Origin of the sequence: Streptococcus macacae NCTC 11558 (assembly GCF_000187995.2) — a bacterium.
GTDB lineage: Bacteria > Bacillota > Bacilli > Lactobacillales > Streptococcaceae > Streptococcus > Streptococcus macacae.
The window spans coordinates 1,457,480-1,484,372 of record NZ_AEUW02000001.1; the positions used below are offsets into that span (position 1 = coordinate 1,457,480).

At 38.8% G+C, this 26,893-nt stretch carries 18 protein-coding genes, 1 tRNA gene, 1 other RNA gene and 2 pseudogenes; 6 read left to right on the forward strand and 16 right to left on the reverse strand.

Going from position 1 to position 26,893, the window contains the following annotated elements:
- Positions 1–26 precede the first annotated feature (26 nt).
- From STRMA_RS06990 to treP, 6 genes and pseudogenes are all read right to left on the reverse strand, one after another.
- Positions 27–1,922 carry a M13-type metalloendopeptidase gene (locus tag STRMA_RS06990; RefSeq protein ID WP_040841860.1) on the reverse strand — a complete coding sequence of 632 codons (1,896 nt, stop codon included), beginning with the start codon at positions 1,920–1,922 and terminating at the stop codon, positions 27–29.
- A 664-nt stretch (positions 1,923–2,586) separates the two neighbouring features.
- Positions 2,587–2,994 carry an FtsX-like permease family protein gene (locus STRMA_RS06995; protein WP_142743720.1) on the reverse strand — a complete coding sequence of 136 codons (408 nt, stop codon included), beginning with the start codon at positions 2,992–2,994 and terminating at the stop codon, positions 2,587–2,589.
- Positions 2,995–4,296: 1,302 nt separating this feature from the next.
- A pseudogene (locus STRMA_RS09920) lies at positions 4,297–4,540 on the reverse strand (IS110 family transposase); the annotation flags it as partial.
- A 267-nt stretch (positions 4,541–4,807) separates the two neighbouring features.
- Entirely contained in the window at positions 4,808–5,674 is an 867-nt protein-coding gene (locus STRMA_RS07000; RefSeq protein ID WP_040841621.1) for an Rgg/GadR/MutR family transcriptional regulator, read from the reverse strand.
- Between the two features lie 181 nt (positions 5,675–5,855).
- Entirely contained in the window at positions 5,856–7,484 is a 1,629-nt protein-coding gene (gene treC / locus STRMA_RS07005) for an alpha,alpha-phosphotrehalase (RefSeq protein ID WP_003078767.1), read from the reverse strand.
- Positions 7,485–7,707: 223 nt separating this feature from the next.
- A complete protein-coding gene (gene treP, locus STRMA_RS07010) occupies positions 7,708–9,672 on the reverse strand; it encodes a PTS system trehalose-specific EIIBC component (protein ID WP_003079208.1) in 1,965 nt (654 codons plus the stop codon).
- Positions 9,673–9,825: 153 nt separating this feature from the next.
- Here treP and treR point away from each other — a divergent pair, with 153 nt between their 5' ends.
- Positions 9,826–10,539 carry a trehalose operon repressor gene (gene treR, locus STRMA_RS07015; protein WP_040841624.1) on the forward strand — a complete coding sequence of 238 codons (714 nt, stop codon included), beginning with the start codon at positions 9,826–9,828 and terminating at the stop codon, positions 10,537–10,539.
- A gap of 276 nt (positions 10,540–10,815) precedes the next feature.
- On the opposite strand, the gene STRMA_RS07020 is transcribed toward treR, so the two are convergent.
- From STRMA_RS07020 to STRMA_RS09930, 9 genes and pseudogenes are all read right to left on the reverse strand, one after another.
- Positions 10,816–13,563 (reverse strand): glycoside hydrolase family 66 protein, encoded by a 2,748-nt coding sequence (locus tag STRMA_RS07020; protein WP_003082485.1) that lies wholly within the window; start codon positions 13,561–13,563, stop codon positions 10,816–10,818.
- Between the two features lie 237 nt (positions 13,564–13,800).
- Positions 13,801–14,244: a D-aminoacyl-tRNA deacylase gene (gene dtd / locus STRMA_RS07025; RefSeq protein ID WP_040841864.1), complete on the reverse strand. Its 444-nt coding sequence runs from the start codon at positions 14,242–14,244 to the stop codon at positions 13,801–13,803.
- A gap of 4 nt (positions 14,245–14,248) precedes the next feature.
- Positions 14,249–16,471 (reverse strand): RelA/SpoT family protein, encoded by a 2,223-nt coding sequence (locus STRMA_RS07030; protein ID WP_003079551.1) that lies wholly within the window; start codon positions 16,469–16,471, stop codon positions 14,249–14,251.
- A gap of 83 nt (positions 16,472–16,554) precedes the next feature.
- Positions 16,555–17,385 carry an endonuclease/exonuclease/phosphatase family protein gene (locus STRMA_RS07035; protein ID WP_003080901.1) on the reverse strand — a complete coding sequence of 277 codons (831 nt, stop codon included), beginning with the start codon at positions 17,383–17,385 and terminating at the stop codon, positions 16,555–16,557.
- A 92-nt stretch (positions 17,386–17,477) separates the two neighbouring features.
- The gene (locus tag STRMA_RS07040; RefSeq protein ID WP_003078588.1) at positions 17,478–19,661 is read right to left on the reverse strand and encodes a PTS transporter subunit IIBC; all 2,184 of its coding nucleotides are present in this window, start codon (positions 19,659–19,661) and stop codon (positions 17,478–17,480) included.
- 281 nt (positions 19,662–19,942) lie between these two features.
- Complete coding sequence (locus STRMA_RS07045; RefSeq protein ID WP_003082427.1) at positions 19,943–20,701, reverse strand: 16S rRNA (uracil(1498)-N(3))-methyltransferase; 759 nt, start codon at positions 20,699–20,701, stop codon at positions 19,943–19,945.
- Between the two features lies 1 nt (position 20,702).
- Complete coding sequence (gene prmA / locus STRMA_RS07050) at positions 20,703–21,656, reverse strand: 50S ribosomal protein L11 methyltransferase (protein WP_003081980.1); 954 nt, start codon at positions 21,654–21,656, stop codon at positions 20,703–20,705.
- A 38-nt stretch (positions 21,657–21,694) separates the two neighbouring features.
- Complete coding sequence (locus STRMA_RS09925; protein ID WP_234943975.1) at positions 21,695–22,147, reverse strand: hypothetical protein; 453 nt, start codon at positions 22,145–22,147, stop codon at positions 21,695–21,697.
- A 111-nt stretch (positions 22,148–22,258) separates the two neighbouring features.
- Positions 22,259–22,432 (reverse strand): annotated as a pseudogene (locus tag STRMA_RS09930) (helix-turn-helix domain-containing protein); the annotation flags it as partial.
- Positions 22,433–22,536: 104 nt separating this feature from the next.
- On the opposite strand from STRMA_RS09930, the gene STRMA_RS07060 reads away from it, so the two are divergent.
- Positions 22,537–23,058: a DUF4865 family protein gene (locus STRMA_RS07060; RefSeq protein WP_003079359.1), complete on the forward strand. Its 522-nt coding sequence runs from the start codon at positions 22,537–22,539 to the stop codon at positions 23,056–23,058.
- Positions 23,059–23,224: 166 nt separating this feature from the next.
- On the opposite strand, the gene STRMA_RS07065 is transcribed toward STRMA_RS07060, so the two are convergent.
- Positions 23,225–23,695 (reverse strand): DUF3013 family protein, encoded by a 471-nt coding sequence (locus STRMA_RS07065; protein WP_003079762.1) that lies wholly within the window; start codon positions 23,693–23,695, stop codon positions 23,225–23,227.
- Positions 23,696–23,895: 200 nt separating this feature from the next.
- Between STRMA_RS07065 and STRMA_RS07070 the strand changes: the two genes are divergently transcribed.
- The 4 genes from STRMA_RS07070 to STRMA_RS07080 all read left to right on the forward strand — a co-directional run bounded on the left by STRMA_RS07070 (position 23,896) and on the right by STRMA_RS07080 (position 26,535).
- Positions 23,896–25,164 carry a replication-associated recombination protein A gene (locus tag STRMA_RS07070; RefSeq protein ID WP_003081171.1) on the forward strand — a complete coding sequence of 423 codons (1,269 nt, stop codon included), beginning with the start codon at positions 23,896–23,898 and terminating at the stop codon, positions 25,162–25,164.
- Positions 25,165–25,230: 66 nt separating this feature from the next.
- Positions 25,231–25,423, forward strand: a non-coding RNA gene (gene ssrS / locus STRMA_RS09560) — 6S RNA.
- Positions 25,423–25,495: transfer RNA gene (locus tag STRMA_RS07075), tRNA-Lys, on the forward strand. The genes ssrS and STRMA_RS07075 overlap by 1 nt, the downstream gene beginning before the upstream one ends.
- Before the next feature lie 176 nt (positions 25,496–25,671).
- The gene (locus tag STRMA_RS07080) at positions 25,672–26,535 is read left to right on the forward strand and encodes a helix-turn-helix domain-containing protein (RefSeq protein ID WP_003079195.1); all 864 of its coding nucleotides are present in this window, start codon (positions 25,672–25,674) and stop codon (positions 26,533–26,535) included.
- Positions 26,536–26,893 lie beyond the last annotated feature (358 nt).

Sequence of the window (26,893 nt, forward strand, 5' to 3'; positions counted from 1 at the left end):
TTTTATTAATTCTTTAAAAGCTGCAACTACCAAATAATAATGCGATCTGCTTCATCCCGCCACATGTTATCCCCTTCTTTGACATCAAAGGCTGTGAAAAAGTCATCAAAATTAGCTACTTGGACGTTAGTCCGTAATTTTCCCGGTGCGTGAACATCAACAGCTGCTAACATCTGCATGTACTCAGGGCGGGCTTTCATTCGCCAAATTCTAGCAAAGTTGGTGAAATAATCACGTGCTGAAAAATCAGCCTCTTTCTTAGCCGCTGCCAAGGCACAAGCCAGACCACCTAAATCTGCGACATTTTCAGAAACGGTCAGCTGACCATTAACCTTAGCACCATAGGAATCCAAACCATCAAATTGTGCAACAACTTTATCCGTTCGTTCTTTAAAGGCCTTATAATCCTCATCGCTCCACCAGTTATTAAGGCTCCCATTTTCATCGAAAGAAGCCCCATTAGTATCAAAAGCATGAGAGATTTCATGGGCAATAACAGCACCAATACCACCGTAATTAGCAGATGAGCTTTGATCTAATGAGTAAAACGGAGCCTGTAAAATAGCAGCCGGAAAGACAATCTGATTTTGCTGCGGATCGTAATAAGCATTGACCATATGAGCCGGCATATGCCATTCCTTGCGATCAACAGGCTTATTCCATTTACTCCAGGCATAAGCTATTGAAATTTCACTGAGCTTCTGAGCATTTTCCACCAGACTAAGATTTTCATCAATAATCTTTTGGCGGTAGGTTTTTGGCAGCTGCTCTGGATAGCCAATATGAGGAGTAATGACATTCAGTTTAGTAATGGCTTTGGCGCGTGTTTCTGAATCCAACCAAGCCGTCTTATTTAAACGCCCTTTATAAACCTCAATCATAGTAGCCACTTTAGCTTCCACATCTCGCTTAGCTTCAGGAGAGAACCGCTCACCAGCATACCAAAGACCTAAGGCTTGATTATAAGGACCCTGAGCTAGATAAAAAGCAGCTTTTTTCTTATCCATAGGCTTAGGTGTTCCAGAAAGGGCACGGTTGTAACTTCCTGAAAGAATCCGAATCTCATCTGTTAAGTAAGCAGTCCAGCTGTTAACAGCAGAAAGCAACAAGCTAGCCTTAAGGTATTCCCAGTTTTTTTCTGAATAAAAGTCTTTGGCATACTTCGTCCAAAAGCGCTCTTCAGGAACGATAACCTTATCAGGCTTTTGGCCCAAAATTTGTGTAAAAATCGCATCCAAAGGCAGCTCGGGCGCTAATGTCGTAAAATCAGACCAATCATAAGGATGATAAAGCTTCACATATTCTGAAGATTCTTCGCTAGAGAGGACATACTGAGCTAGTTTTGCATCTAAAGCGATCACTTTATCTAGAAGATCCTTAATTTCTTCTTTTTTAAAGCCAAATTTAGGTAAAAGCTCCTCATGCATAGCACGCCACTTAGCAAGCAGCTCCTTACCCTTTTCATTATCTTCAGCATAATAAGTGGTATCTGGCAAGATAAGACTTGGTGCCTCTGCCCAAAGAACATTCATTTGAGCGTTCATGAAATCCGGAGCCACACCAAATGGCAGCAGATTAGGCTTGCCAGCCATTTCATAGTCAGCTATTTTTGAAGTAAAATCTGCAAAAGAAGTGAGGTGCTTATATTCTTCTATGAGAGGAAGTACTGGCTTTACTCCAACTTCTTCGCGCTTATCATAATCTGCCACCTGACGATGAAATTTCACAAAGTTTTGCAAAATACTGTTATCAGGAATATCGTTCCCAGCCAGCCACTTGTCTGTAGTTGCAAGCATCAAATCCTCAATCTCGTCAGCCAAATCAGAAAAGCCTCCTGTCCGCGGTTTATCTTCAGGAATGACAGCTGTCTCTTCCCACTCGCCATTGACCGCCTTATAAAAATCATCTTGTAAACGTACCATAACATTCTCCATTTCTATATGCCTTCTATTGTAGCAAAAAAGTTTAATTAAAACAGTATTAGACTTTAAGATAAAGAGAACACCTGCAAAAAATCATACAGATATTCTAGATTGTTCATTTAGTACTTTGCCCAAACTATTTTTAATCCCATTTCTATAGGTCTAAAAATTTTATAATACTTTATCACTCACCAATTAATTTTAATTTTTCTAAGGACAGCACAACAAATCCTTCCTAAAATCTATGATAGTTGCTCTCCTTAACGAAAACGAAAAAGTGATTAGATGCAACTAACTATAGCATTTCTTTACCCTATCATAAAATATTAGCATTTCCAGAAATTTGCCAATATGAAAATTTTTAGTTATTTATTTGCAGATTTGCGAATAATAAAATTTAGGGTTTTTATCTGCTATAATGAATAGTAAGAGAACTTATGATAAGACACACTATTTCATTTGTTCTCTGACTGCTGATTTTCTTTGTACTGTTTTTATTGTAAGAGAAAATTGGTTATTCTTTTTTTCATACTGCTTCAAAAAAGCCATTAGGTCACTGTTCTAATGGCTTTTTTGTCTAATGATCTTGATAGCTTGCAGCACATTTAAGTAGCTTAATTTTTCATTAGTGTAATACAAAAACAAAAATCTTTTTCATCTTAATTCAGACAAATAATACAGCTGAAACCAGTAAATAAATGGAGAAAACAGCTGTATAATCCAGCATACTATAACCCAATAAATGAACACCATATAATACCATGACTAGAACAATCAGATTAAATAAAAGAGAGGTCACAAATACCAAAAGAGTAGGAAGAAAACTTTCAGCCATATGAATCAGAATCATATTTTTTCGGGAAACTCCCAAGGTACGCAATTGTTGAATATCTCTTTTATCTTGATTTGAAGCTAAAATAGTAAGAGAGACGGCATTTGCTAAAATCACTATAATTGGTGCTGCTAAAAAGGACAAAATGGATACTTTCATTTCTGTAGCACTATCTTCTTGAAACCTTACTGAGATATTTTGAAAGAGAAGCAAAAAGCCAGAAATTAAAGTAAGCCCCATTGTCATTGAAGCCTGTAAAGTCTTTAAATAAGCAGTTTTTTGTAAAATATCCCATTTAGCAAGGAGCAAAGCATAATATGATTTTGAATATAATCTGGATCCTAACCGCAGCAAGAAGATTTGAAGACGGGGAGCTAGTATCCTGATTAGTATACAAAATAACACTAAACTACTTTAAACCGTACTTTGAGTATTTATTTTTTATTTTTCTTTTTAGTATCTTTGTCTTTCTTTTTATGGAATGAATCATCAACTGCAAATATTCCGCCAAAAATGGCAAGAAAAATAAGAAGCCAAAATGTAAAAGACATATTATATTTACCTCCTCGAAATTGCTAACGAATACTTATAATAGCATAATTCTCTTATGCCAATTGTCAACTTTGTATTGATAACATCATTTTACCATCAGATTCCATGATTATTATAATTTGCATATTTGCAAATAGAGAGTTTCCACTTATTTATTTGCTATAATAGAAATAGTAAAAGAGAAATATTTATGCGAAAAAGATTAGTTACACTTGGGATTCTACTCCTCTGGCTATTACTATCACTTATTTAATCAAAAAAACCTTTCATGCAATAACTCCAAAAAAGGCCATTAAGATTTTTCTTAGTGGTCTTTTGACTTACTCTTATCATTTTTACAAATCAATTAATATCATCAAGATTATGTACCTTTTTTGTCATTATTTTTCTTATTTTTTCTGTAAGTTGTTGCCGAAAACGATCCACTTATAACTAAAATAAGAACAATAAACCAAAATGTATTAGGCATATTGCCTCCTCTAAAAACTTCCATAAAAATATCAGTAACATTATAAATGTTTCTAGTGCTATTTGTTCTAAATTTACTCTAAAAAACATAGCCATTGTTGGATTGCCCAATTCTTCAGTCATTTCAATATAATGGTACAACCTAGCCTTATTAGACAGCTCCCCCTGCAAGTAAGAAAGAAGCAATTTACAAAAATTTATAGTAGAGCAGGCAATAAAAGAAGTGGTAGACAAAAAATTGATAAAATAATACGTTGAGCCATATAGAATAACCTCCTACTATTATTATAACTGTAAAAATATTAAAAATTCATTATTCGCAAATCTGAAATTTATTTTTTATTTATTTTCAGATTTGCGAATTTATAATAATCATCGAAATTAATAATTATTGAAAATTATATTTCATTATCTCTATGATATCTATATTAAGTACATTTTACTTCGGATGCCATGGAAATTTTTGTTAATTCTTTACTCATATAAATAAAATATTGCTTTGCATAATGTTGATTAAGTGCTAAAATTATCACAGAGTTCATGCCAGACAGGTCTCCAGTAACCCCCTGTGCTTTCCATGCCGACGGCTTCTATATGAAACTGACTGAGAAAATCATGACAGGTTTTTTAATCCTTTTGTCGTTGTATCAAACTGAGCCATCTCACGTTTTGGACGAGTAGAAGTAAGCGGCCCATGCAGAACACAGACAACAACAGTAGCTTAGTGGCCATCAATGCCCGCACAAGATTGATAGAGAACGTCCATTGTGATTCCCTCCATTTATAAAATTAGAGAGCTTGTCTACCGATAACATTGTTGGATTTTTATACTCATGCACAAGGCGATATTTTGGGGTGCTCGTCGATAGAGGGGATTAGTTTGTCTCTCGAGATGATTACTCAAAAACGTATCAACCACAAAGCCCTCATCTAGATTACACTCCTAGATGAGGGCTTTGTCTCTTTCATGCTTCTGTGGGTGAGGGCGCAGCAATCATGGATGTCTGACCCAAACTCTTTTAAAATATTTAATTTAATGATTTGGCAGCAATTGCTTTAGATTTACCCTGAGGAACATAGCCATTGTTGGATTGCCCAACTTCTCAACCATATCAATATAACGCTCTAATTCAGATGTATCTTTTATTTCTCCCTGCAGATAAGCAATCATTTGCTTCAAAAAATTTAAAAATACTGTGGCGAACATATCTTGGTATGTCAACAATTTTTCCAAGTGATTTATAAAATAGGTTGCATGGTAAAGTTCTTTTCCCTCAATCAAAATCATAATTAAATTTAAAAGAGCAATTTGTGCATTTTTCTTATTAATCGGAATGGAAATATATAATTTATTACGCTCTATAAAGGATTTACCCAAAAAGATTAAGTCATTATTTGATAAAATAATCATGGTATTACCAAAAATATAAAGCTCATACTCAGTCCACTCTTCAATACTGTAAAGATAATTTGTGAGAAACTCTTTATCCTCATCTGATATCACATAGCTATTATCCAGAGTATGAATAGCCACACGAATAACTAACTGATTTAAACGATTATAAGTATCAAAACTTTCATAATGACCATAGGTATTGAGAACTTCTTTTAAGCCCTTGATATCTTGCTTAGACTGAAGGTCTACAAGTTTCTTCCCCAATTTAAAAAATGTCGGTTCTTCATAATTATTTAGGGCATGGCTAAATTCTGAAAAAGTCATGTGGATGCCTTCAATAGCTAAGAGCAGTTTATCCGCAGCTAACATACTTTGTCCATTTTCGAATTTTGATAATTGCGACAGTGACAGATTGTCTTTTGCTACATCTTTCAGTTTAAGTCCCCTAGCGATTCTCAGCTCTCGGTAGAGTTCCCCTAACTCTATAGAACGGTTTACTTTCATAAATTCTCCTTTTATAAAAACAGTCATTCCTAGATCAGTGTTTTGCCTTCTTTTTTTCATTCTATCAAAAAGCCTTATAAAATCCTAATTTTTCATACTGTGTAACCTTCTTTTAACCTAAAATAAAAAGAAGCGATAGGTATAGTACCTATTGCTTCTTTCTTAGTACTGCTATTTTGTCTTATACTTTTGCTAATATAGCTATTGTTTGATAAGGTTTTAAAAGAATCTTATCTATCAAGGCATCTTCCTCATAATTACTGATGAGAACAGTCCCTCTTTGATAAGCTGCTGGCAAGTCTAACTCAACTGTCTCAGCAAAGAAATTATTAAGAACGAGTAATTTTTGATCCTGCCATTTACGCTCAAAGGCATAGACCTTAGTGCTGTCTGACAAAGCTGCTTTGTAAGTTCCTTCAGCAATCAACGGCATTTCTTTTCGCAATTGGATCAGCTTTTGGTAAAAAGGAAATATTTTACCCTGCTTTTCACTAGCAACATTAATTTGCTGATAACTTCTGCCTACTTTCAGCCATGGCTTGGCTGTAGAAAAACCTGCGTTTGCTGTATTATCCCACTGCATTGGCGTACGGGAATTATCTCTTGATTTGGCCTGAATTATTTTAAAGGCCTCCTCAGGAGATTTTCCTTTATCTAACATCTCTTGATAGGCATTAAGGCTTTCCACATCAACATAGTCCGACATGGAAGTATAATCTGGGTCAATCATGCCAATTTCTTCTCCCATGTAAATATAAGGTGTCCCACGAGATAAATGGATAGAAGCTGCAAGCATCGTAGCGCCTTCATTGCGGAAGTTTTTGATATCAACAAAGCGATTAAGTGCTCGCGGCTGATCGTGATTATTCCAAAAAAGAGCAGACCAGCCATCACCTTGGCTCATTCCTTCTCCCCATGTGTGGAAAAGTGTCTTTAACTCTTCAAAATCAAAGGTCTTGCGTGTCCACTTTTGGCCATTGTCATAATCTACTTTGAGATGGTGAAAATTGAAAACCATATCCAGTTCATGGCTGTTAGGATTACTATACTGTACACAGTTAGGAATATCTGTAAAACTCATCTCTCCTACCGTCATGCTGTCTTGATCACGGCCAAACGTTTCCTTATTTAGCATTTTAAGATAGTCATGATTAATCGGTTTATCCGTATACTCTGGTTTACCATCAAAGTTAGGATTGTCTTTAAGCTCTTCATCTTTGCCAATCAGATTAATGACATCAAAGCGAAAGCCCTTAACCCCTTTATCACGCCAAAAATTAACAACTTTAAATAGTTCTTCGCGCACATGAGGGTTGCGCCAGTTTAGATCGGCCTGTGTTTTATCAAAAAGATGTAAATAGTACTTGCCTGTATCTCCAAAAGGTGCCCAAGCGCTGCCGCCAAATTTAGAAACCCAATCTGTCGGCTGATCTCTTAAAATAAAGAAATCTTGATAAAATTTATCTCCTGCTAGTGCTTTTTGGAACCATTCATGCTCTGTTGAACAGTGATTAAGCACCATATCCAGCATAAGCTCAATGCCGTATGCTTTCCCCGCATGGACAAGAGCTTCAAAATCGGCCATCGTCCCAAACAAAGGATTTACTGCTGTATAATCAGAAACATCATAGCCGTTATCACGCTGAGGACTTGGATAAAAAGGATTAAGCCAAATGACATCCACGCCTAAATCTTGTAAATAAGGCAGTTTTTCGATAATACCCTGAAGATCTCCAACACCATTGCCTGTCGTATCTTTATAAGATTTAGGATAAATCTGGTAAACCACTTTTGTCTTATCTAGTGTCATATACTACACTCCTTGCTGAATAATAAGTAAGAAAGAGAATGGGACAGTAAATCAACCATTCGAAGAATTTGATTTTTCTGTCCCATCTCCGCACAGTTGGTTAGGATAGCCGCTATCACTTGTACAGTAATATCCAACCAACCACTGCGTCTTGCAAGTAAAACGTTAAAAATACACGAGGCTTGGGACTTTTGTCTTAGCCTCTTACAATTTGTTTTTGCTTTTAAATTTTGCTGGCTTTTAAAAGAGCATCGCCGCGTTTGATCTCATGTGGGAGCTGCTCAGCGGTATCCACTTGATAATCTTCTTGATTGGTTACAATAACAGGGGTTTCAGTAATATAGCCAGCTTCTTTAATGACATCACGATCAAAGCTAATCAGCTTATCCCCTACTGCTACCTTGTCTCCTTGCTTAATGTGGGCTTCAAACCCTTTGCCTTCAAGATTGACTGTGTCCATCCCAATATGCATCAACAATTCTAATCCTTGATCAGTGATCAAACCAACAGCATGCTTTGTCGGAAAAAGGACAGAGACAACACCATCAACAGGAGCCGTCAGAAGTCCTTCACTTGGCTCAATAACGACACCTTGTCCCATAACACCTTGGGCAAAAACAGGATCTGTTGCTTCAGACAAAGCTTTTACCCGTCCAGTCAAAGGACTTTTAACCTCAGCCACTGTTCCTACTTGTACAGTAGCTTTTTCTTCAGCCACAGCAAGTGCTTCGTCCTGAGAATCAACCATCAGTTCATCTTCTGCCTTAGTCAGAAAACCAACCTTGCGGAAGAAGAAGGTCAAGGCTATCGGAACAGCAATAGCGATTAACATGATAAAGAAAAAGGGCAGCATATATTTCACTTTGATAGACAATATGCCTGGAAGGCCTCCAATACCTATAGCATTGGCTGTTACATTAAAGGTAACAGATAAAAAGCCGGCAATAGAAGAGCCAATCATTCCAGCTACCAAAGGATAAACATACTTGACGTTAACCCCAAAGAGAGCCGGTTCTGTTACACCTAAGTAAGCAGAGATCGTCGCTGGGAGTGAGACTTGAGCTTCTCTTTCTTTATGACGGTTCATCAGATAGTAGGCAAAGACAGCTGAACCTTGAGCAATATTGGACAGAGCAATCATCGGCCATAAGCCTGTTCCCCCTGTATCTGTTACCAGCTGGGTATCAATAGCATTGGTCATATGGTGGAGACCTGTAATAACAAATGGTGCATAGACGGCTCCAAAGATAGCACCAAAGAGCCATTTAACAGGACCCGTCAAACCTGCATAGACAATCGTTGAAATCCACTGTCCAATAGTCCAGCCAATCGGACCAAGTACTGTGTGTGCCAAAATCAAGGCTGGAATAAGAGATAGGAAAGGAACAAAAATCATGGAGACCACTTCAGGAATCCTTTTGCGCCAGAAAATTTCAAGATAGGAAAGAGAAAGTCCGGCAAGCAAAGCTGGGATGACCTGACCTTGATAGCCAATACGCCTAACTGTAAAGAAACCAAAATCCCAAACCCATTTTTTAGCAATTTCAGCTGCTGGAGTCGAAGCAACGTCATAAGCATTCAGCAGCTGCGGCGATACCAAACAAATCCCAAGAACAATCCCTAAAATTTGGCTGGTTCCCATTTTACGGCTGACAGACCAGACGATACCGACCGGTAAGAATTGGAAAATAGCTTCACCTGGCAGCCACAAAAAAGCACTGATCCCACTCCAAAATTGAGAATGCTGAGCTATCGTCTGACCGCCCCAAAAGCCCCACTGCACTTGATCAATAATATTACGGAAACCAAGAATAAGACCCCCAACGATGATAGCAGGAATAATCGGTGTAAATATTTCTGCTAATAAAGTCATCACGCGCTGTACAGGGTTCTGATTATTTTTAGCAGCAGATTTAGCTGCTTCTTTTGAAACGCCTTCAATACCTGAAACTGCTGTAAAATCATTGTAAAAAATAGGCACATCATTGCCGATAATAACTTGAAACTGACCTGCATTGGTAAAGGTTCCCTTAACAGCAGGAATCGCTTCAATTGTTTTAACATCTGCTTTTTTTTCGTCATTTAAAACAAAACGCATACGTGTTGCACAATGCGTAACCGCAGAGACATTTTCCTTTCCGCCAATAGCATCTAACAGTACTTTGGCGTCTTTTTCAAATTTTCCCATAAGCTCTTTCTAGGTCCCCCTAGACCTCCTTAAGATTTATTTACTTTAATTGTAAACGATTGCAAGCTTGTAAGCAAGTCCTTCATGGTAAAAAAATAAACTTTTTGTTAAACTAAAGTCAGTTGTATGCTTTTTATTAGACAAGGTAAAAAAATGAAAAAATATGAGCTTATTTATAAAGATCTAGAAAATAAAATCAATAAAGGCGACTATGCCATTGAAGAGTACTTACCAACCGAAGCTGAACTCGCCCAGACTTACCAAGTGAGCCGAGATACCGTCAGAAAAGCTCTCAAGCTTTTAAACAAGGCAGGTCTGATAAGAAAAATGCAAGGGATTGGCTCAAAGGTTATTAAGCATGAGCATATTAACTTTCCTGTCTCCGAATTAACCAGCTATAAGGAAGTCACGGAAAATTTAAAGATCGATTCACAGACCAATGTCATTGCTATCGATAAACTCATCGTTGATGCCAAAGTTAGTCAATTAACCGGTTTTCCCATCCAAAGTTTAGTCTGGCGCATAACTCGGCAGCGTATTGTTGAAGGACTTGCTTCAGTCCTTGATATTGATTACCTGCTAAAAGATTTTGTCCCAGAGATAAGCCGGGAGGTTGCAAAGACCTCAATTTATGCTTATTTAGAAAATCAGCTTCACCTTGAAATTGCCTATGCCCAAAAGGAAATTACCATTGATCAGATTACCGACAGGGACAAAATTTTACTTGATTTAGACTCTGAAAACCATGTTGTCTCTGTTAAATCCAAAGTTTATCTCAGTAATCAGCAGCAATTTCAATTTACAGAAAGCCGGCACAAACTCGAAAAATTCCGCTTTGTTGATTTTGCCAGACGGCAGCATGATTAAAGATATAATAGACTTACTATCGATAGACGACACCATCATAAACTATTTAAACAACAGCCTGCCTCCCCATACCATAAGAAGCAGGTTGTTTTTTGTTAGCTTATCAGCAACTGACTATTGAAAAGGCTGGTTATAATGATCAGTAAATCATATGAAGAGCTAAGAAAAACGAGCCTCTCTTTATTCGTTGTCCAAATAAAGAGAGGCTCGTTTTTTAATGACCTTGTATTTTAGAAAAGCGATTCTTTCTTGTATTATATGATCTTTTGCACACTTTTATTTTCGTTTGTGTCTTAAGCTTAAGAAACCTGCTAGTCCTATCAAGATAACACCTGCTCCGACAGCGGTTAAAAGGCTTGAGCGCTTTTTGTCTCCTGTCTGAGGCAGCTCATTTTCTTGTTTGGGATTTGATACAAGCGGTTTTGCAGAACTGTGATCTGCTTTTTCAAAAACTGGCTGAGGAATTGGTCTTTCTTCGCTTATCTTATTAACCTTTTCAGGATCCTTTTTTTCCTCTGTAGGATGTGGCCTTTCAGGCTGAACAGGGACTTCTGGTGTTTTCGGTGTTGGAAGAGAAGGATTAGCTGGGTCAGCCGGTTTTTCAGGATTTTGCGGCTGATCAGGTGTTTCTGGTGTTTTGGGCTCTTCTGGTTTGACTTTTTCGGCAATATAGATCATATCCCATAGTGTCAGTCTTGGAACTTGAATATGAAGGACAGGATTGCCGGCAGCATCCGTATCTACTTTCGCACTGACTTTCATCATGCTGGATTTTAACCAGTCATCTGGCGAAGTAATATAGACTTGGTTGGCCAAACGGTTCGCTTCTGCCAAAGAAACGCCGCTTAAGGGATAATCTACAACTAAATCAGTTTGTTCTTTAGGTGTTTTATTATTCTCGCTGCCTTCTTCATTTTTCCAATCCGGTGTAATTCCCATCAGATTAAGTAATTGAATCGTTCTGAAATCCGAACCTTTTTTAGCATAGGTCCATACTTGATTTCCTTCAACCCCTGTATCATTCAAAGAAACTTGCTGACCATTAGCATTAAAAGTTTTAACTGAAACAGTATCATTTTCGACCTTGTCTCTTAAAAGATTCTCATAAGCCGTAATAAACTGCTGATAGTCATAATTTTTACGATTCAGTTCATCAGAAACTTTAAGGCTTTGTGTCGGATAATAGGCTGTTTCTAAAACGCCGACATTTTGACCGTCGTTAGGATTGGCCAAAGCAGCCAAAGACATATGATAGCCGCCGGCTGCTGCAATGGCAGCGGTTGTTAAAAGAACAGCATCTTTTTGATAGTAGCCTGCAGCTAAACTATCACGTGCAGCTCCATTCAGTGGATTTCTTTGCTCATCAAATTTAGGCTCTTCCATGTAAGCACCAACAACTAAAGATTTTCCTGTTGCCTGACGAACTTGATCAATACGTGCTTTTAAGTCCCCGTAAGTATTTTGAGAACGGCCGCTTAAAGCAGATGAGCCAAAAGGCCATAGCTCATTATAGATAATATCTTGTTTACTAGAACTGAGTTTTTCAATATTTTCACCGTTAATATCGTTAAGTGTGAAATAATAATCTGGCAGTTTTTCTTTAATAGCATTCACAAAGCTGGCATAAGCATCTGAAAGCATGAAAGGATTTTCTTTATTATCCTTATTTTTATAATCAAGCACTCGGTTATCACCGATAGTATCGCCTTGCCAGCCATCAAAACCACCATTTTTCATAGCTTCTTTCATAGCATTGGCAATGTAATCCTGCCACTTAGTACTCAATGGATTGTAATAATGCTGCAAAGGTTTGCCATCAATGGAATAAGTCATGACATGTCCGCTTTGACCAAAATCACTGCTGTCATAATTATAAGCATATTCAGATTCTGGCAGGACAGCTTTTTCATCGGGATTCTGCGCCAAAATCATATTATAGAGCATGGCAACAGCTCCTGAATCATGAACACGATTGACTAAAGCTTTAACAGCATCTGTTTCTACCTTTGAATGGCTCCACCAGTTCCATTTTTGGTTAAATTGCGAAACATCTGGAAAGGGATCCGTCGCAGATTTATAGGCATCATAAAAGAAGTAAGAATTAATATTCATATGCTTCATTTGTTCCAAAGCTATCTGATAATCAGGTAAATCTTCTTTTAAAATGCTGTTATTATGCTTGCTAGAACCGCCAATCACACCATAACGCGGAAAAGTACGCCAGTCTGTCTCAACAGCAATAGCTTTATTGCTGCGGCCTAGTTCATTTTTGTTTTGATCTGTTACAAGGACCGTTACCAGATAGCCGCGATTATTGGCCAGAGAACCGGCTGGTATTGTCAGCTCACCATTTTTAGTCGTGTAACTTTCACCAGGCAGGAGGTATTTTGTATAATGATAACTATCTAATTTATTTTCAAGAGAATAGACATTGGCTGAGGCTGTGATATTTTGAGCTTGAGCTGTTGTATTTTGAAAAGTTAGGTTTAAATGAACAGCTTCCTGGGGCTGATAGACCGCCTTATCCATTGCTACTTGCTTGACAGCACTTGTACTGGTCTGGGCTGCGGCTGTTTGCTGAGCCTGTACTCCAAAGGAGGACGCAGGAGCTTTCTGGCTTTTAGCTACAGAGGCTTGATCCTCTTTGTTTTCCTGTTTTGAAGCAGGAGAAGTTTCTTCCTTAGGTTTAGCAGACGCAGAAACAGCCGCTTGGCTTTCTCCATTTGTATTCTGACTTGGATTTGCTGCAGACTCTGTATCATTTGCCACCGCCTGCTTATCATTATTTTGTTCCATATTAGGTTCGGCGGTTGTTTGAGAAGCTTGGGGTTCCTGAATCTGAGCCTCAGCCTGTGACTGATCAGAAGCAGGCTGGTTTAAATCACCCGCAGGACTTTCCTGACTGACATTGGCAGTATCTGGCTGAATATCATCAGCATAAACTGCAAGGCCATTGGTAAACAGCAGGATTGTTACGACAGATAATAGGAACATCCTTGCTATTGTTTGTTCATTCTTTTTCATCTTTTCAACTACTCCTAGTAAGTAAAAATTTGATACTAACCGATAAATCCGATTTTATCAAAAATGCAATGAAATTTCAATGTAAATTTCAAGAATCTTTTCAGAAATAGCTTCTTATAGAGCTGACTATTTTCAGACAGGTACTCTTAGCACTTAAAATTAAAAAAGAGTCAAGCGACTCTCAGATATTAAAATATAGCAGCTTAGACAAATTTTTCAGCCCGTTTAACATTTTACTCAGCCATTCTTCGTATCTAAAATGATGGTCACCGGCCCATCATTAAGCAGACTGACTTGCATATCTGCGCCAAAAAGACCTGTTTGGACAGGAAGAAACTGACCTAGTCTTTGATTAAACTGATCATACAAATAACGAGCCCTATCAGGTTTGGCAGCTCCTGTGAAAGCTGGACGGTTTCCTTTTTTAGTATTGGCAAAGAGAGTAAACTGTGAGACTGAAAGAATTTCTCCTTTAATATCTTGAATAGATAGGTTCATCTTACCTTCTTGATCAGAAAAAATCCGCATGTGAACAATTTTTCGGACAGCATAGTCCAGATCTTCTAAAAAGTCATCAGGAGCAATTCCTACAAGTAAGAGAAGGCCTTGCTGAATACTCGCCCTTTGCTCCCCATTAATGGACAGACTGGCTTTAGAAACACGCTGTATTACAATCTTCATAACATCACCCATTTGTTCTTTTGACGGAGTAAACGTCTGGAATAATCTTAATTTTATCAACAACCGCTGTCAAAACTGTCAAGTTAGGAATTCCAAAAGTAACATGAATATTTGCAAACTTCATATCTCGAGTTGGCTGTGCATTGACAGAAGAAATATTCTTGGTCTGATTGGACAAGATTTGCAAAACATCATTTAATAGACCTGGTCGGTTAAGGCCATAAATATCAATTTCTGCCAAGTATTCTTTCGTTGACGGGCTTTCTTCCCACTCAACATCAATCAAACGCTCCTCATACCCTTCTTGACTCTTGATATTATGGCAGTCTGCCCGATGAATAGCTACACCGCGCCCTTTGGTAATATAGCCCTCGATAGGATCACCAGGAACAGGATTGCAGCACTTGGCAATCCGCATAAGCAGTCCTGAAGAGCCTTGAACAATAACGCCGCCTTCACTTTTAACCTTCAGCACTTCCTTTTTGTTATCGTGCTTTACTTCGCCGCCCTTCATAAGCTCTTCTGCTTCGGCTTTTGCTTTGGCCCGTTCCTGTTCACGCCGCTCTTTTTCTGTCAATCGGTTGAAAACAGCCCCTGGTGAAATCTCACCAAAACCTATAGCAGCATACAAAGCTTCCTCATTGCGGTAATTAAGGCGGCCAAGGACAGCTTCAAGATGCTTTTTGTCCAAATATTTATTGGCTACAAACCCTTGCTCTTGAAAATAATTGACTAGGAGGTCATGTCCTTTTGTAATCGAGAGTTCTTTATCTTGATTCTTAAAAAACTGACGAATCTTATTGCGCGCCTTATTGGTCTTAACGATTTTAATCCAGTCGCGGCTAGGACCAAAAGGATTAGGATTAGTGATAATCTCAACAACATCACCAGTTTTTAGTTTAGCTGTTAAGGGAACCATACGGCCATTCACTTTAGCACCAGTTGCTTTCTCCCCAACCTGGGTATGAATAGCATAGGCAAAGTCAATTGGTCCAGATTCTCTAGGAAGTTCCTGAACAGCACCATTGGGTGTAAAAACATAAATCCGCTCTGAAAAAATATCCTCTTTAACGGAGTCCACAAAGTCAATAGCATCCCCATTAGAAGCATCTTGCAGTTCAATGAGCTCTTGAATCCAGTTCATGCCGAGTGCTGACTCTTTATTGTCAACCTTTCCCTTAATACCTTTTTTATAAGCCCAATGAGCTGCTACCCCATACTCAGCCACTTGATGCATTTCTTTGGTGCGAATCTGTACTTCAATCGGACCTTTAGGACCATAAACCGTCGTATGGATAGACTGATAGCCATTAGCTTTTGGATTGGCAATATAATCCTTAAAACGCCCAGGCATAGGCCGCCAAAGTTCATGAATGTAGCCCAGCATAGCATAAACATCGCTTGGTGTGTCCAAAATACAGCGAATAGCAATTAAATCATAAATTTGGTCAAAACGTTTCTTCTTATCCCGCATTTTACGGTAAATAGAATAAATGTGTTTAGGCCGTCCGTAGATTTCTCCATACAAAGACTGCTCTTCTGTATACTCTTTAATTTTTTTAACAATCTCATCAACAAGAGCTTCGCGTTCCCTACGTTTTTCCTTCATAAGACGTGAAATCTTATAAAATTCGACCTCATTAAGATAGCGAAAAGCTAAATCTTCTAGCTCCCATTTAATACGGCTGATCCCTAAACGATGTGCTAAAGGAGCATAGATTTCCATAGTTTCCCGCGAAATGCGCTCCTGCTTATCTTTGCGCAAATGCCTCAATGTACGCATATTATGCAGACGGTCTGCCAGCTTGACTAAAATCACACGAATATCTCTAGACATGGCCATCAGCATCTTGCGGTGATTTTCTGCCAGCTGTTCTTGATGCGATTTATATTCTACTTTTCCTAATTTCGTCACACCGTCTACAATATTGCGAACATCAGTCCCGAATTTTTCCTCTAGATCATCTAAAGTCGCTTCTGTATCTTCAACAACATCATGCAAAAAGCCGCAGGAAACTGTAATAGCATCTAAATGGAGATCTGCTAAAATACCTGCAACCTGAATGGGATGAATAATATAAGGCTCCCCTGATTTACGAAGCTGTCCGCTATGACACTGCTGAGCATAATCTAAAGCTTTTTCAACAAAAGCAACATCTGAAGCATTCATATAGATAGAGCAGATATCAACAACTTCTTGTCCCGTCAAATTTGCATCTTTTGCCATAATTTTCCTCTTTAAAAATATCTTATTCTTATTCTAACACTTTAGGTGAAAAAGAAAAAGAAACCGGGACTTTGATCCCAATCTCATCTTTCATTATTCCTTAAATCTGCTTGGCAGGCCAGTCCAAAATGATCACTGATAACAGGATAGTTTTCTCCATCAAAAATGACTTCTGACTTCTCTGCCTGAAAATCCTGACTCATAAAAATATAATCCACCTTGAGAGCCTGTTGATTTCCTTGCCAGCCATCTATTTCAGCCTGAATAGTCGCCTCACCATAAGAAGTGACAGCCGTTTGATGGCTGTCTTGCAATTGCAAGCGGCTATTAAGGATTAGTTGATAGCCTTCTTTATCATAAGGATTATTGAAGTCTCCCATCAAGATGATAGGAGTCTCTACTCTCAGCAAGGCCTTCTCCAACTTAGCCCATTCTCCTTGAAAGCCTTTGTCCCACCAAGACATATGAAGGCTGGCAACAGTTATCTCTGTGTGATCTAACTTTGTTTTTCCTAAAAGAACCCGTCTGGTATGATAGTCGTGTTCATCATCAGCTTCTGAGATCAAAAGACCTTCACTTATCAAGGGCTGTTTAGATAAAATCGCTACACCTTCCTGAAAACGATCATAGCCAATATGGTTATAAGCCCAAGACCAATAATATGTCTTCCCATTTTCCAGTAAAAAAGTAACCAATTTTAAGGCGTAATTATCCTCATGAATAGCCGGTGTCCCTGCAGCCTGGCAATAGTTAGGCAGGTCCTTGGCTGCTTTTGAGTGCAGCAGCTGGTTCACTTCCTGAACACAGATAATATCATAATCGTTGGCAAGGATCGTTTTTCCTAAAATCTCTAAATTTCGCTGCGGCTCAGCTTCCATCCAGCTGTGACTGTTAATTGTTAATAATGCGACCATAGGCCCTCCTTTATCAATCAAGAAAAGGAGTGGAACACAGAAATCACACTCAAAGTTTTTTTAGATTTTCTGTTCCACTTCCTTTTTATTAGTTAAAGTTCAACTTTAGCAACAATTGTTTTAGCAGCTTGCTGGCCAGTTTTTTCAAGAGCTACAGATTTAAGCTCAGCAGTATTTGTAAAGGCTACGATAGTCGTTGTTTCACGGTCGGCAGATTTAATAGCATCTAAGTCTGCTACCAAAAGCAAATCACCTAACTCTACACGCTGACCGTCTTTTACCTTCGCTGAGAATGGAGCGCCATTTAGAGCTACTGTATCCAAACCAACATGCACTAAAACTTCCAGGCCGTCGTCAGTCAATAGACCAAGAGCATGCTTCGTTGGGAAAACACTGGTGACTAAACCTGATACAGGAGAATAAATATTACCGTTCTCAGGTTCAACTGCAAAGCCATCACCCATCATTTTTTGTGAGAAAACAGGATCCTGAACATCTGTGATAGGAATGACCTCACCATCAGCTACAGTCGCAACTTCTTCTGTTACTCCCTTGAAATCAACTTCTGTTGAAGATTGTTCTTCTACAGCCTCAACATCTGTTTTAGGAATTTCTGCTCCTGAATCCAGTAAATCTTGGATATCGGATTTAAGCACATCTGCTTTAGGTCCATAAACAGCCTGAACACCATTGCCTTTAACAATAAGACCCATAGCTCCTGCTTTTTTCCAGTGTTCTTCATCGCCGACTTTAGAGATATCAGCTACTGTTATACGAAGACGTGTCATACAAGCATCAACATCTGAAATATTTTCTTTACCGCCTAAGAGGTTGATAATTTTAACGATTTGTGAATTGGCATCTGCTGTTCCTTTGTTTGCAGAAGACTCTTCAGATAAATCATCACCTGTATCATAGTTTCCATTACGTCCAGAAGTAGCTAAGTTAAATTTCTTAATCATGAAGTTAGCAATAAAGTACATTGCTACTCCAAAGACCACAGATACAATCACAAAGTTAACAACATCCATAGCCAGTCCTGCTTTAAAAGCCATTGGTGTCCTTGTTAGAAATTCAATATTACCAAATGAGTGAACACGAAGATGGATTAAATCAGCAGTTGCAAAGGCTAAACCTTGAATGAAAGCATATACAATATAAAGCGGAAGGGCTGCAAACATAAACATGTATTCCAAGGGTTCTGTTACACCAGTCAAGAAGACCGCAACAGCAGCTGAAAGGAACATCCCTTTATATTTTTCTTTTTTATCAGGATCAACATTACGGTACATAGCAAGTGTAAGTCCCATAAGAATTCCTGAAGAACCTATCATTTGACCCACTTTGAAACGGGCAGGAGTCACAGTTGTCAGCAAATGATGATACTGACTCATATGGCCTGAACCTTTTAAGTTAATAAGGTCTGTTACCCAAGCTAACCACAGAGGATCTTGTCCTAAAACAGTATGCCCTGCTTGAGCACCTGTCAAAATGTGATAAGTACCGCCAAGCTGCGTATAGTTCATTGGAATCGTCAGCATATGGTGCAATCCAAACGGCAAAAGAAGACGTTCTAAAGTTCCGTAAAGGAAAGGTGCTAAAAATGGTGCCGTATCTTGAGAGGATGCAATCCACATACCAAAGCCATTAATACCAGATTGGACAATTGGCCAAAATACAGAAAGAATCAAAGCAACAATTGTTGAACGTACAATAACAACAAAAGGTACAAACCGTTTTCCATTAAAGAATGACAAAACATCTGGAAGTTTTCGGAAATTGTAATATTTATTGTAAGTTGTTGCACCGACAAAACCTGAAATAATACCGACAAACACACCCATATTCAAGGCAGGCTGTCCAAGTACATTGATAAAGTAATCGGCAACATGCATTCTGCCGCCAAAGATATTATGTACGTAGCTTGATTTATCAGCCAGCATGTCGACTGTAATACCATAAAAATTACCAGTGATCAGGTTAATCAAGATAAAGGCCAGCGCAGCTGCAAAAGCACCTCCAGCCCGCTCCTTAGCCCAGCTGCCGCCGATAGCGATAGCAAACAAAATATGCAGGTTGTTAATAACACCCCAACCTATTTGGGCGATAATGTTAGCGACAGTTACCAGAAGCGTTGACTTTGGATCAATTAAAGCCAAAGAGTTTCCAATAGAAACCATCAAACCTGCCGCAGGCATAACAGCAATAACAACCATTAAACACTTTCCGAATTTTTGCCAAAATTCGAAACTAAAAAGCTGTTTATAATTTTTCATTACATCCTCCTATTACAAATGATTTATGCAAGCGTTTGCAAATCGATAATTTTATTATAGCACTAATTTTATTTTTGTAAAGCCCCTTTTTAAAAAACATGAAAAAATTATAACAGTCAAAAAGTTCCAAGCCTCTACAATGAGAGGAAGCAGCTAAAATATGAAAATGGCTCAAATCTAACTGCTGCTTTACTGCAAAAAGACAGCAAGCTCAAAAATCAAAAGAAGGCAGCTAAAAAAACACTTGACCAAATAAAGGTATCAAGTGCAAAAATAGAATATTAAGAAGTCCCCTTTGCTGCATTTAACTCTAAAGCGTAGCTAACACTCGCTAAAGCATACAAGGGAGCTGTTTCAGCCCTCATAATACGTGGTCCCAAACCTACTTTCATCCCTCCTGCTTGTTCAAAAGCAGCCGCTTCTTCTGGCGAGATACCTCCCTCAGGCCCAAAGATAAAGAGCAGTTTTTCACCAGGATTAATCTCTGCCAGCCTCCTTGCCAAGACAGTGTTCTCGCCTGCTTTAGCTGATTCTTCATAGGCGATAAAAATCTGATCAAAGGACACAAGCTCTTTTAGAAATGCTGCTTTTTGCTCAAACAGCTTAAGCTCAGGAATCACATTACGTTTACTCTGTTCTGCAGCACCTCGAATAATTTTAGCTAATTTGTCTGTTTTCTTTCCTAATTTTTTAAGATCCCACTTAACGACGGACCAGTCTGCCGGGAAAGCCCAAATATGACTGGCCCCAAGCTCAGTTGCTTTTTGGGCAAGAAAATCCAGTTTATCCCCTTTGGGAAAGCCTGCAGCAATGGTGACATCAACCGGTAATTCTGTATTCTCATCTAGCTTCTCCAAGATTTCCAAGGACTTCTGGGCCGGATCCAAGACCCGAGCCAAGCGTTTGATTCCATCCTCAAAAACCAGAATCACCTCATCTCCCTCAGTTAAACGCATAACGTTAAACATGTGCTTGACCGTATCCTTATCTGTGATGGTGACAGGATTTTCAGCTTTACCATTTACGAAATACTGCTGCATACTAGCCTCCAATCACACCTGCTAGATTATTTGTTTTTTTGAAAACACAAGTATTCCATTCTCCTTGAACCATGTGGGTTTCAAGGACAAAGCCTGCGGCTTCGGCCGCCTCCTTCACCAGTTCCCACTTTTCAGAGATGATACCGCTCATGATCAGATAGCCTTCGTCCTTGAGCAGGCGATAGGCATCCTCGGTCAGATCGACCAGAATATCCGCCAGGATATTGGCCACGATGACATCCGCTTCTGTCTCCACCCCCCGCAGTAAATCTCCTGCAGCCACCTGAACATTGTCCATACCGGGGTTGAGTTCAATATTTTCCCGGGCCACGCGCACCGCTACATCATCCAAATCATAAGCATAGATTGCTTTTGCTCCCAAGAGGGAACTGGCAATGGAGAGCACACCTGAACCAGTTCCGACATCAATAACCCTCTCACCGCCGCGCAGCACCTGTTCCAGTGCAAAGAGGCTCATCTTAGTGGTCGGATGAGTTCCCGTACCAAAGGCCATGCCGGGATCCAGCTTGATGATTTTCTCACCCGGATCTGGCTCATAGTCGGTCCAGGAGGGCACAATGGTCAAGTCATGCGTAATACGGGCTGGCTCAAAATACTGCTTCCAGTTGTCCGCCCAGTCTTCCTCTGCCAGTTCCTGAATGGACAGCTGCACATCACCTGTCTGCAGGCCAAAATCAGCCAGCTCAGCCAAACGTTTATTGACCTGCGCAGTGACAATCGCCATATCAGCTGTTTCAGGATAATAAGCTGTGATGCGAACCATCTCAACCTGCTCTACTTCCGGAAAAAGTTCCCCGTACTTACCAATACTGCCTAAGTAGTCCGCGCTATCATCAATCGCCACCCCCTGACTGCCCGACTCAATCAAAATGTTAGAAGCCGCTTCCTCCGCTTCACGATTAACTGTGACGGTTAATTCTTGCCATTTATCCATGTTTTTCTCTCCTTCGTCTTTTCATATTTCTTGTCAAACTATCTAATGAGCTGATAAGAGTAAAATATAATTTCTTTCTTGTGATGAGAATAGTGTTCAAGCTCTCTTGCTCTTCCGATTTCAAACGGTAGTAACGTAAGGCCTTTTCCAAGTTCAACTAAACGGAGAATATTTTCAAAAGAATCCAGATGAATGATTTTTCTGCTATTTGCAAAATCATGCAGTGATTGCTTCCTAAAAGGACAGGCTGGGTCTTTATTTACTAGCAAAGGAAGATTTTGACGAGGTAAATCCAGAGCTTGATAAAAATATGCAGCTTCCAGCTTTTTTTGAAGCATTTGATAACTTGAAAGATTTTTTAAGCGCTGAAAGCAATAAATCAAGTCATACACTTTGCTGCCAATTTGAGAAGGGATTTCAGAAGTTCGTTTGATATCAATTTCATCCTTAGCAATATCAATCTTTTGCTCTGTCTGAATATCAATATTCAAAAGCATTTCAGATGTAAGAATGTGCTGTACTCCTGAATTTATCCCATTTTTAAAACGATTCAGTTCACTGATTGTCTGCTGAGCAAACGAGTAAAATTTCCTTCCTTGCTCCGTCGGTAAGATTCCATTATATCTCCTGAAAAACAAAATGGTCCCTAACTCTTCTTCCATACTTTTTAATCTAGCACTAATGTTAGATTGGGCACAGCCTAATATTTTAGAACTTTTATTCAGAGAACCCGTTTCATATATTTTTAAAAAAATAGTCAAGTCATTTAAATTCATAGTTGGCACCCTATCATTTTTTGTGATAAATATATCATATTTTGGTATTATCCAAAAGAAAAGGGATAAAGTACAATAAAAGAAAAAATAAAGGAGAAGTTCTTATGCAAGCAATGCGATATGATATCACACTTCCATCTGATTATGACATGGCCATTATTCGTAAAAGGGTTCAAAACACAGGATACTTAATGGATCATTTCCCAGGCTTATTCTTTAAAGTTTATCTGATCAATGAAAAACAAGAAGGTGCATTTTGTAATAGCTACAGCCCCCTCTATATTTGGAAAGATACAAAAGGAATGAACCAATTTGTCTTTGATGGCTACTTTGATAATATTATACAATCTTTTGGATGGCAAAACATTGAAATTGGTATTACATCAAGCGTTGAGTTAGCTAAAAACTTTAAACAAAGCAGATATGTAACAGAAGAAACTTTTAATATTTTACCATCGCATCATTCTTTGAAGGGTACGATGGCAAAAGAAATCCTTGCAACTAATGAAACTGGAAAAGTTGTTATCTATAATCCGGATAAATGGAAAAAAACGATTTTTACTTTTTATGAAAAAAAGCCCCAAACGCTCTGCCGGTGTTTTGAAATCTTACATATTTCCAGCTAACCATTTTTATTCATCACCATATGTAACAGTCTCAAAGAAGAGACTGTTTTTTTATCCTATTTCAGTATCAGCCTTTTTCTGCTATATAATAAGACAGGGAAGGTTGAGATACACGCAGAATTGCCAAGGGCTGATTCCCTTTCTTTTCGGAAAATGGCTCAAGCCTCTAATACCTGGGATAAGGATAAAATTCCGTTTCTGTCAGTTTTGCTCGACCCTCATCAAAAGCCTGGCTATTCCAGCTAATCTCAAACTCAGCAGCCTCAGGATCTGCCAAAAAGTCCAGCAGGGCATCCAGGCCTTCCTCAGCTGTCTGGCTCAGGAAATCTACGAAATAAGCCAAAAACTCGCGGGACAGGCCCTTCTTGGGCTCATAAGGCAGGGCGGCCAGATAATCTCCTGCTGCGATTCTGGACTTGGCAGGATTGTAAAAGATCACTGCCTCCTCAAAGAAAATATCCTGATCCATCGTCTCCCCTGCCTCATCCAGCAGCTCGATACCCGACTGGTTTTCTGCCTCCAGCAGAAAGGCCACTTCTACTGCGTGATTTTTCTTGTTCCAATTGATCTCATAATCAAAAGGGAAGGACTTACCCAGTTCCTCATCCAGTACATCTAAAAAACCGTACTTAGCCATTCTATACTCTTTCTAATCATCTGATACGCTATGAAAATCAACAGCAGAGCGCGCAGACACTTCAGACAATAGCCAGAGTTAAGCACAGTAAGCTAACGAACTGCCATTGATTTTCGAAGACTATGAAATATGTTAAAATAGATATCACCATAGTATCATATTTAAGAAGAGAAACAAAGCTGTTAGAAATGAGGTGAACTATGTCAGAAAATCTCGCTATTCGGATGCGGCCGACCAGTATTGACCAGATTATCGGTCAGCAGCACCTGGTCGGCCCTGGAAAAATCATCCGCCGCATGGTCGAAGCCAATCGTCTGTCTTCCATGATTCTCTACGGACCGCCAGGTATTGGCAAGACTTCCATCGCCTCAGCCATCGCTGGGACTACCAAATACGCCTTTCGGACTTTTAATGCGACTGTGGACAGTAAAAAACGCCTGCAGGAAATCGCCGAGGAAGCAAAATTTTCAGGAGGCCTGGTTCTCCTGCTGGATGAAATCCACCGATTGGACAAGACCAAACAGGACTTCCTCTTACCACTCTTAGAAAACGGCTTCATTACTATGATTGGCGCCACAACAGAAAATCCTTTTTTCTCTGTGACCCCTGCTATTAGAAGCCGCGTTCAGATTTTCGAACTAGAGCCTCTCAGCAATGATGATATCCGCTCAGCCATTCAGACAGCCTTGAGCGACAGCGAACGAGGCTTTGACTTTCCGGTAGAGCTGGATGATGATGCATTAGATTTTATCGTTACATCCACTAATGGTGACCTACGTTCTGCTTATAACTCTCTTGATTTAGCTGTTCTATCAACTCCTGAGGATAAAAAAGGCAAACGGCACATTACGCTGGAGATTATGGAAAACAGTCTGCAAAAAAGCTACATTAGCATTGATAAGGACGGTGACGGCCACTATGATGTCCTCTCTGCCTTGCAAAAGTCTATTCGCGGATCAGATGTTAATGCTAGTCTTCACTATGCTGCTCGTCTCATTGAAGCAGGCGATTTGCCAAGTCTGGCTAGACGCTTAACTGTTATTGCCTATGAGGACATTGGGCTTGCCAATCCTGACGCCCAAATTCACACCGTGACAGCTATGGAAGCTGCTCAGAAAATCGGATTCCCAGAAGCACGGATTCCCATTGCTAATGCCGTCATTGACCTTGCTCTTTCACCCAAATCCAATTCTGCCTATGAAGCCATGGATGCTGCGCTGACAGATTTACGCAAAAAGGGGAGTCTGCCTATCCCGCGTCACCTTCGAGACGGACATTACACAGGCAGTAAAGAACTTGGCAACTCAAAAGACTATAAGTATCCTCATGCCTATCCAGAAAAATGGGTTAAACAGCAGTATTTACCAGACAAATTATTACATACCAACTATTTTGAGGCTAATGAAACCGGTAAATACGAGCGGGCTCTTAAAGCCAATAAAGAAAGAATTGACAAACTTTCTCATTGAAGCCTTTTCAAAATTTTCAATTTTTATCTTGAATTTTTTAAGCATTATGGTATGATAAATAAAGAAGAATTGCTGTGGTATACGAATCCACATCTAAGTGTTGACCGACTAAATTTGTATGATTAGGGAAACAAAAGTCTTCTAACAGTATGCAAGCCGTCTCACACGGAAGCGACTAAGTTAGAGCGAGTTGCCCACCTGCTTTTACCGTGCGGGTTCAATACAAATCGTGGATCACCGGTACCAATACAGCTTCTTGCCTCCTTAGCTCAGTTGGTAGAGCAGTGGACTCTTAATCCATGGGTCACAGGTTCGAGCCCTGTAGGGGGCATAGATATATAAAAGAAAAAGCCCTTAGATTGGGCATTTTTTCATCTTAATAAAAATCCTTATCATTTCTATAGGATAATCCTAATAATCCTACAAAAATGATAGTTTAGTTCTTAAATAAGCTGACCTTTTTCACATTTAAAGCAGAGAGAAGCTTTCTAATAGAGGAAGTATCAAATGAAACAAAATATTACCAGTCTAATAAAAGTATACAGGAAAAAAAGAGGGCTCACTCAGTCCGAATTAGCAAAAGGTATTTGCACACAAGCTATTATCAGTAAACTAGAAAACTCTGAAGTTTCTCCTTCTACAGATAACTTTGTAGCCTTATGTAAAAAATTAGAAATTCCAACTTCAGAAATACTTAAAATCTTAGAATTTAAACCTGAAGAAAAGCATGAGGAATTTTTCTTCAGCGAAGAATTTCAAACGATTTATTATAAACAAGATTTTGAGGCAATTAATAAATTTATAGAAAAATTTATTTCATTTGACAGTCTCAATGATGAAGAAAAAGTTTATTACGAATGGCTTAATGCAACCTTAGACTTTTATTGCAGAAACAATCAAGAAGAAGCTATCGCTGCCATCACAAAGATCATAGAAAATCATTCGTTAAATAGCCTAAAGCTTTATGACCGTATAGTACAGTCCTTAGCTATAATGTACCATATACAAGGAGACGAACAAAAAGCCTTAGAATTATTTAAAACCATTGCTTATCGCATTAATGCCTCAATAAGCCTGAAATTTAAAGTCAGCAGCTTATTTTATCTGGCAGAAATCCATCGTTCTTTAAACGATAATCAAACAGCACATCATTATATTTCTCAAGCTATTGATTTATTAATAACAGCAGAGGATTTATTTAAGTTAGGAGAACTTTTCCTACAAGAATCAGAAATTTTATATTCCCAAGAATTATATACCGAATCTTGGGAAAGCTGTAATAAAGCTATCGCCATATTTGATATAGAAAATAAGAATTTTTTAAAAACGAAGGCCTTATCTTTAAAAGTGAACATAAAAAAGCACTTGTAATACCACGAGCCCTTCCGTCATAACATAATACACAAAGCGGCTATTGTTAACTGTAGTAGGTTAACAATAGCCGCTTTGATATGAATTAACTTACTCCTGTCTTTCGTATACAGATTCAATCAAGGTTCGTTTCTTCTTATAAAATTCCAAGACAGCATACTTTGCAACTAATTCACTTAGAAATAAAGAAGATACTAAATATAATAGACTTAACAGATAAAAATTCTTTTTTAAGTGTTAGAAAAATAAAGCCATAATTCCCCCTTAATTTTGTGACACCTTATCATATAGCAACCAAACAGTTTGCAGCATCTAAAGAAGATGAGAAAGCGCTCTAGTCTTTATGATGGACTAGAGC

Coding starts and splice junctions, on each gene's coding strand:
- STRMA_RS06990 (WP_040841860.1), bottom strand. CDS start 1,922: ATGGTACGTTTACAAGATGATTTTTATAAGGCGGTCAATGGCGAGTGG.
- STRMA_RS07060 (WP_003079359.1), top strand. CDS start 22,537: ATGCAAGCAATGCGATATGATATCACACTTCCATCTGATTATGACATG.
- treP (WP_003079208.1), bottom strand. CDS start 9,672: ATGGGAAAATTTGAAAAAGACGCCAAAGTACTGTTAGATGCTATTGGC.
- STRMA_RS07020 (WP_003082485.1), bottom strand. CDS start 13,563: ATGAAAAAGAATGAACAAACAATAGCAAGGATGTTCCTATTATCTGTC.
- STRMA_RS07000 (WP_040841621.1), bottom strand. CDS start 5,674: ATGAAAGTAAACCGTTCTATAGAGTTAGGGGAACTCTACCGAGAGCTG.
- STRMA_RS07065 (WP_003079762.1), bottom strand. CDS start 23,695: ATGGCTAAGTACGGTTTTTTAGATGTACTGGATGAGGAACTGGGTAAG.
- STRMA_RS07080 (WP_003079195.1), top strand. CDS start 25,672: ATGAAACAAAATATTACCAGTCTAATAAAAGTATACAGGAAAAAAAGA.
- prmA (WP_003081980.1), bottom strand. CDS start 21,656: ATGGATAAATGGCAAGAATTAACCGTCACAGTTAATCGTGAAGCGGAG.
- STRMA_RS07045 (WP_003082427.1), bottom strand. CDS start 20,701: ATGCAGCAGTATTTCGTAAATGGTAAAGCTGAAAATCCTGTCACCATC.
- STRMA_RS07030 (WP_003079551.1), bottom strand. CDS start 16,471: ATGGCAAAAGATGCAAATTTGACGGGACAAGAAGTTGTTGATATCTGC.
- treC (WP_003078767.1), bottom strand. CDS start 7,484: ATGACACTAGATAAGACAAAAGTGGTTTACCAGATTTATCCTAAATCT.
- STRMA_RS06995 (WP_142743720.1), bottom strand. CDS start 2,994: ATGGGGCTTACTTTAATTTCTGGCTTTTTGCTTCTCTTTCAAAATATC.
- treR (WP_040841624.1), top strand. CDS start 9,826: ATGAAAAAATATGAGCTTATTTATAAAGATCTAGAAAATAAAATCAAT.
- STRMA_RS07070 (WP_003081171.1), top strand. CDS start 23,896: ATGTCAGAAAATCTCGCTATTCGGATGCGGCCGACCAGTATTGACCAG.
- dtd (WP_040841864.1), bottom strand. CDS start 14,244: ATGAAGATTGTAATACAGCGTGTTTCTAAAGCCAGTCTGTCCATTAAT.
- STRMA_RS07035 (WP_003080901.1), bottom strand. CDS start 17,385: ATGGTCGCATTATTAACAATTAACAGTCACAGCTGGATGGAAGCTGAG.
- STRMA_RS07040 (WP_003078588.1), bottom strand. CDS start 19,661: ATGAAAAATTATAAACAGCTTTTTAGTTTCGAATTTTGGCAAAAATTC.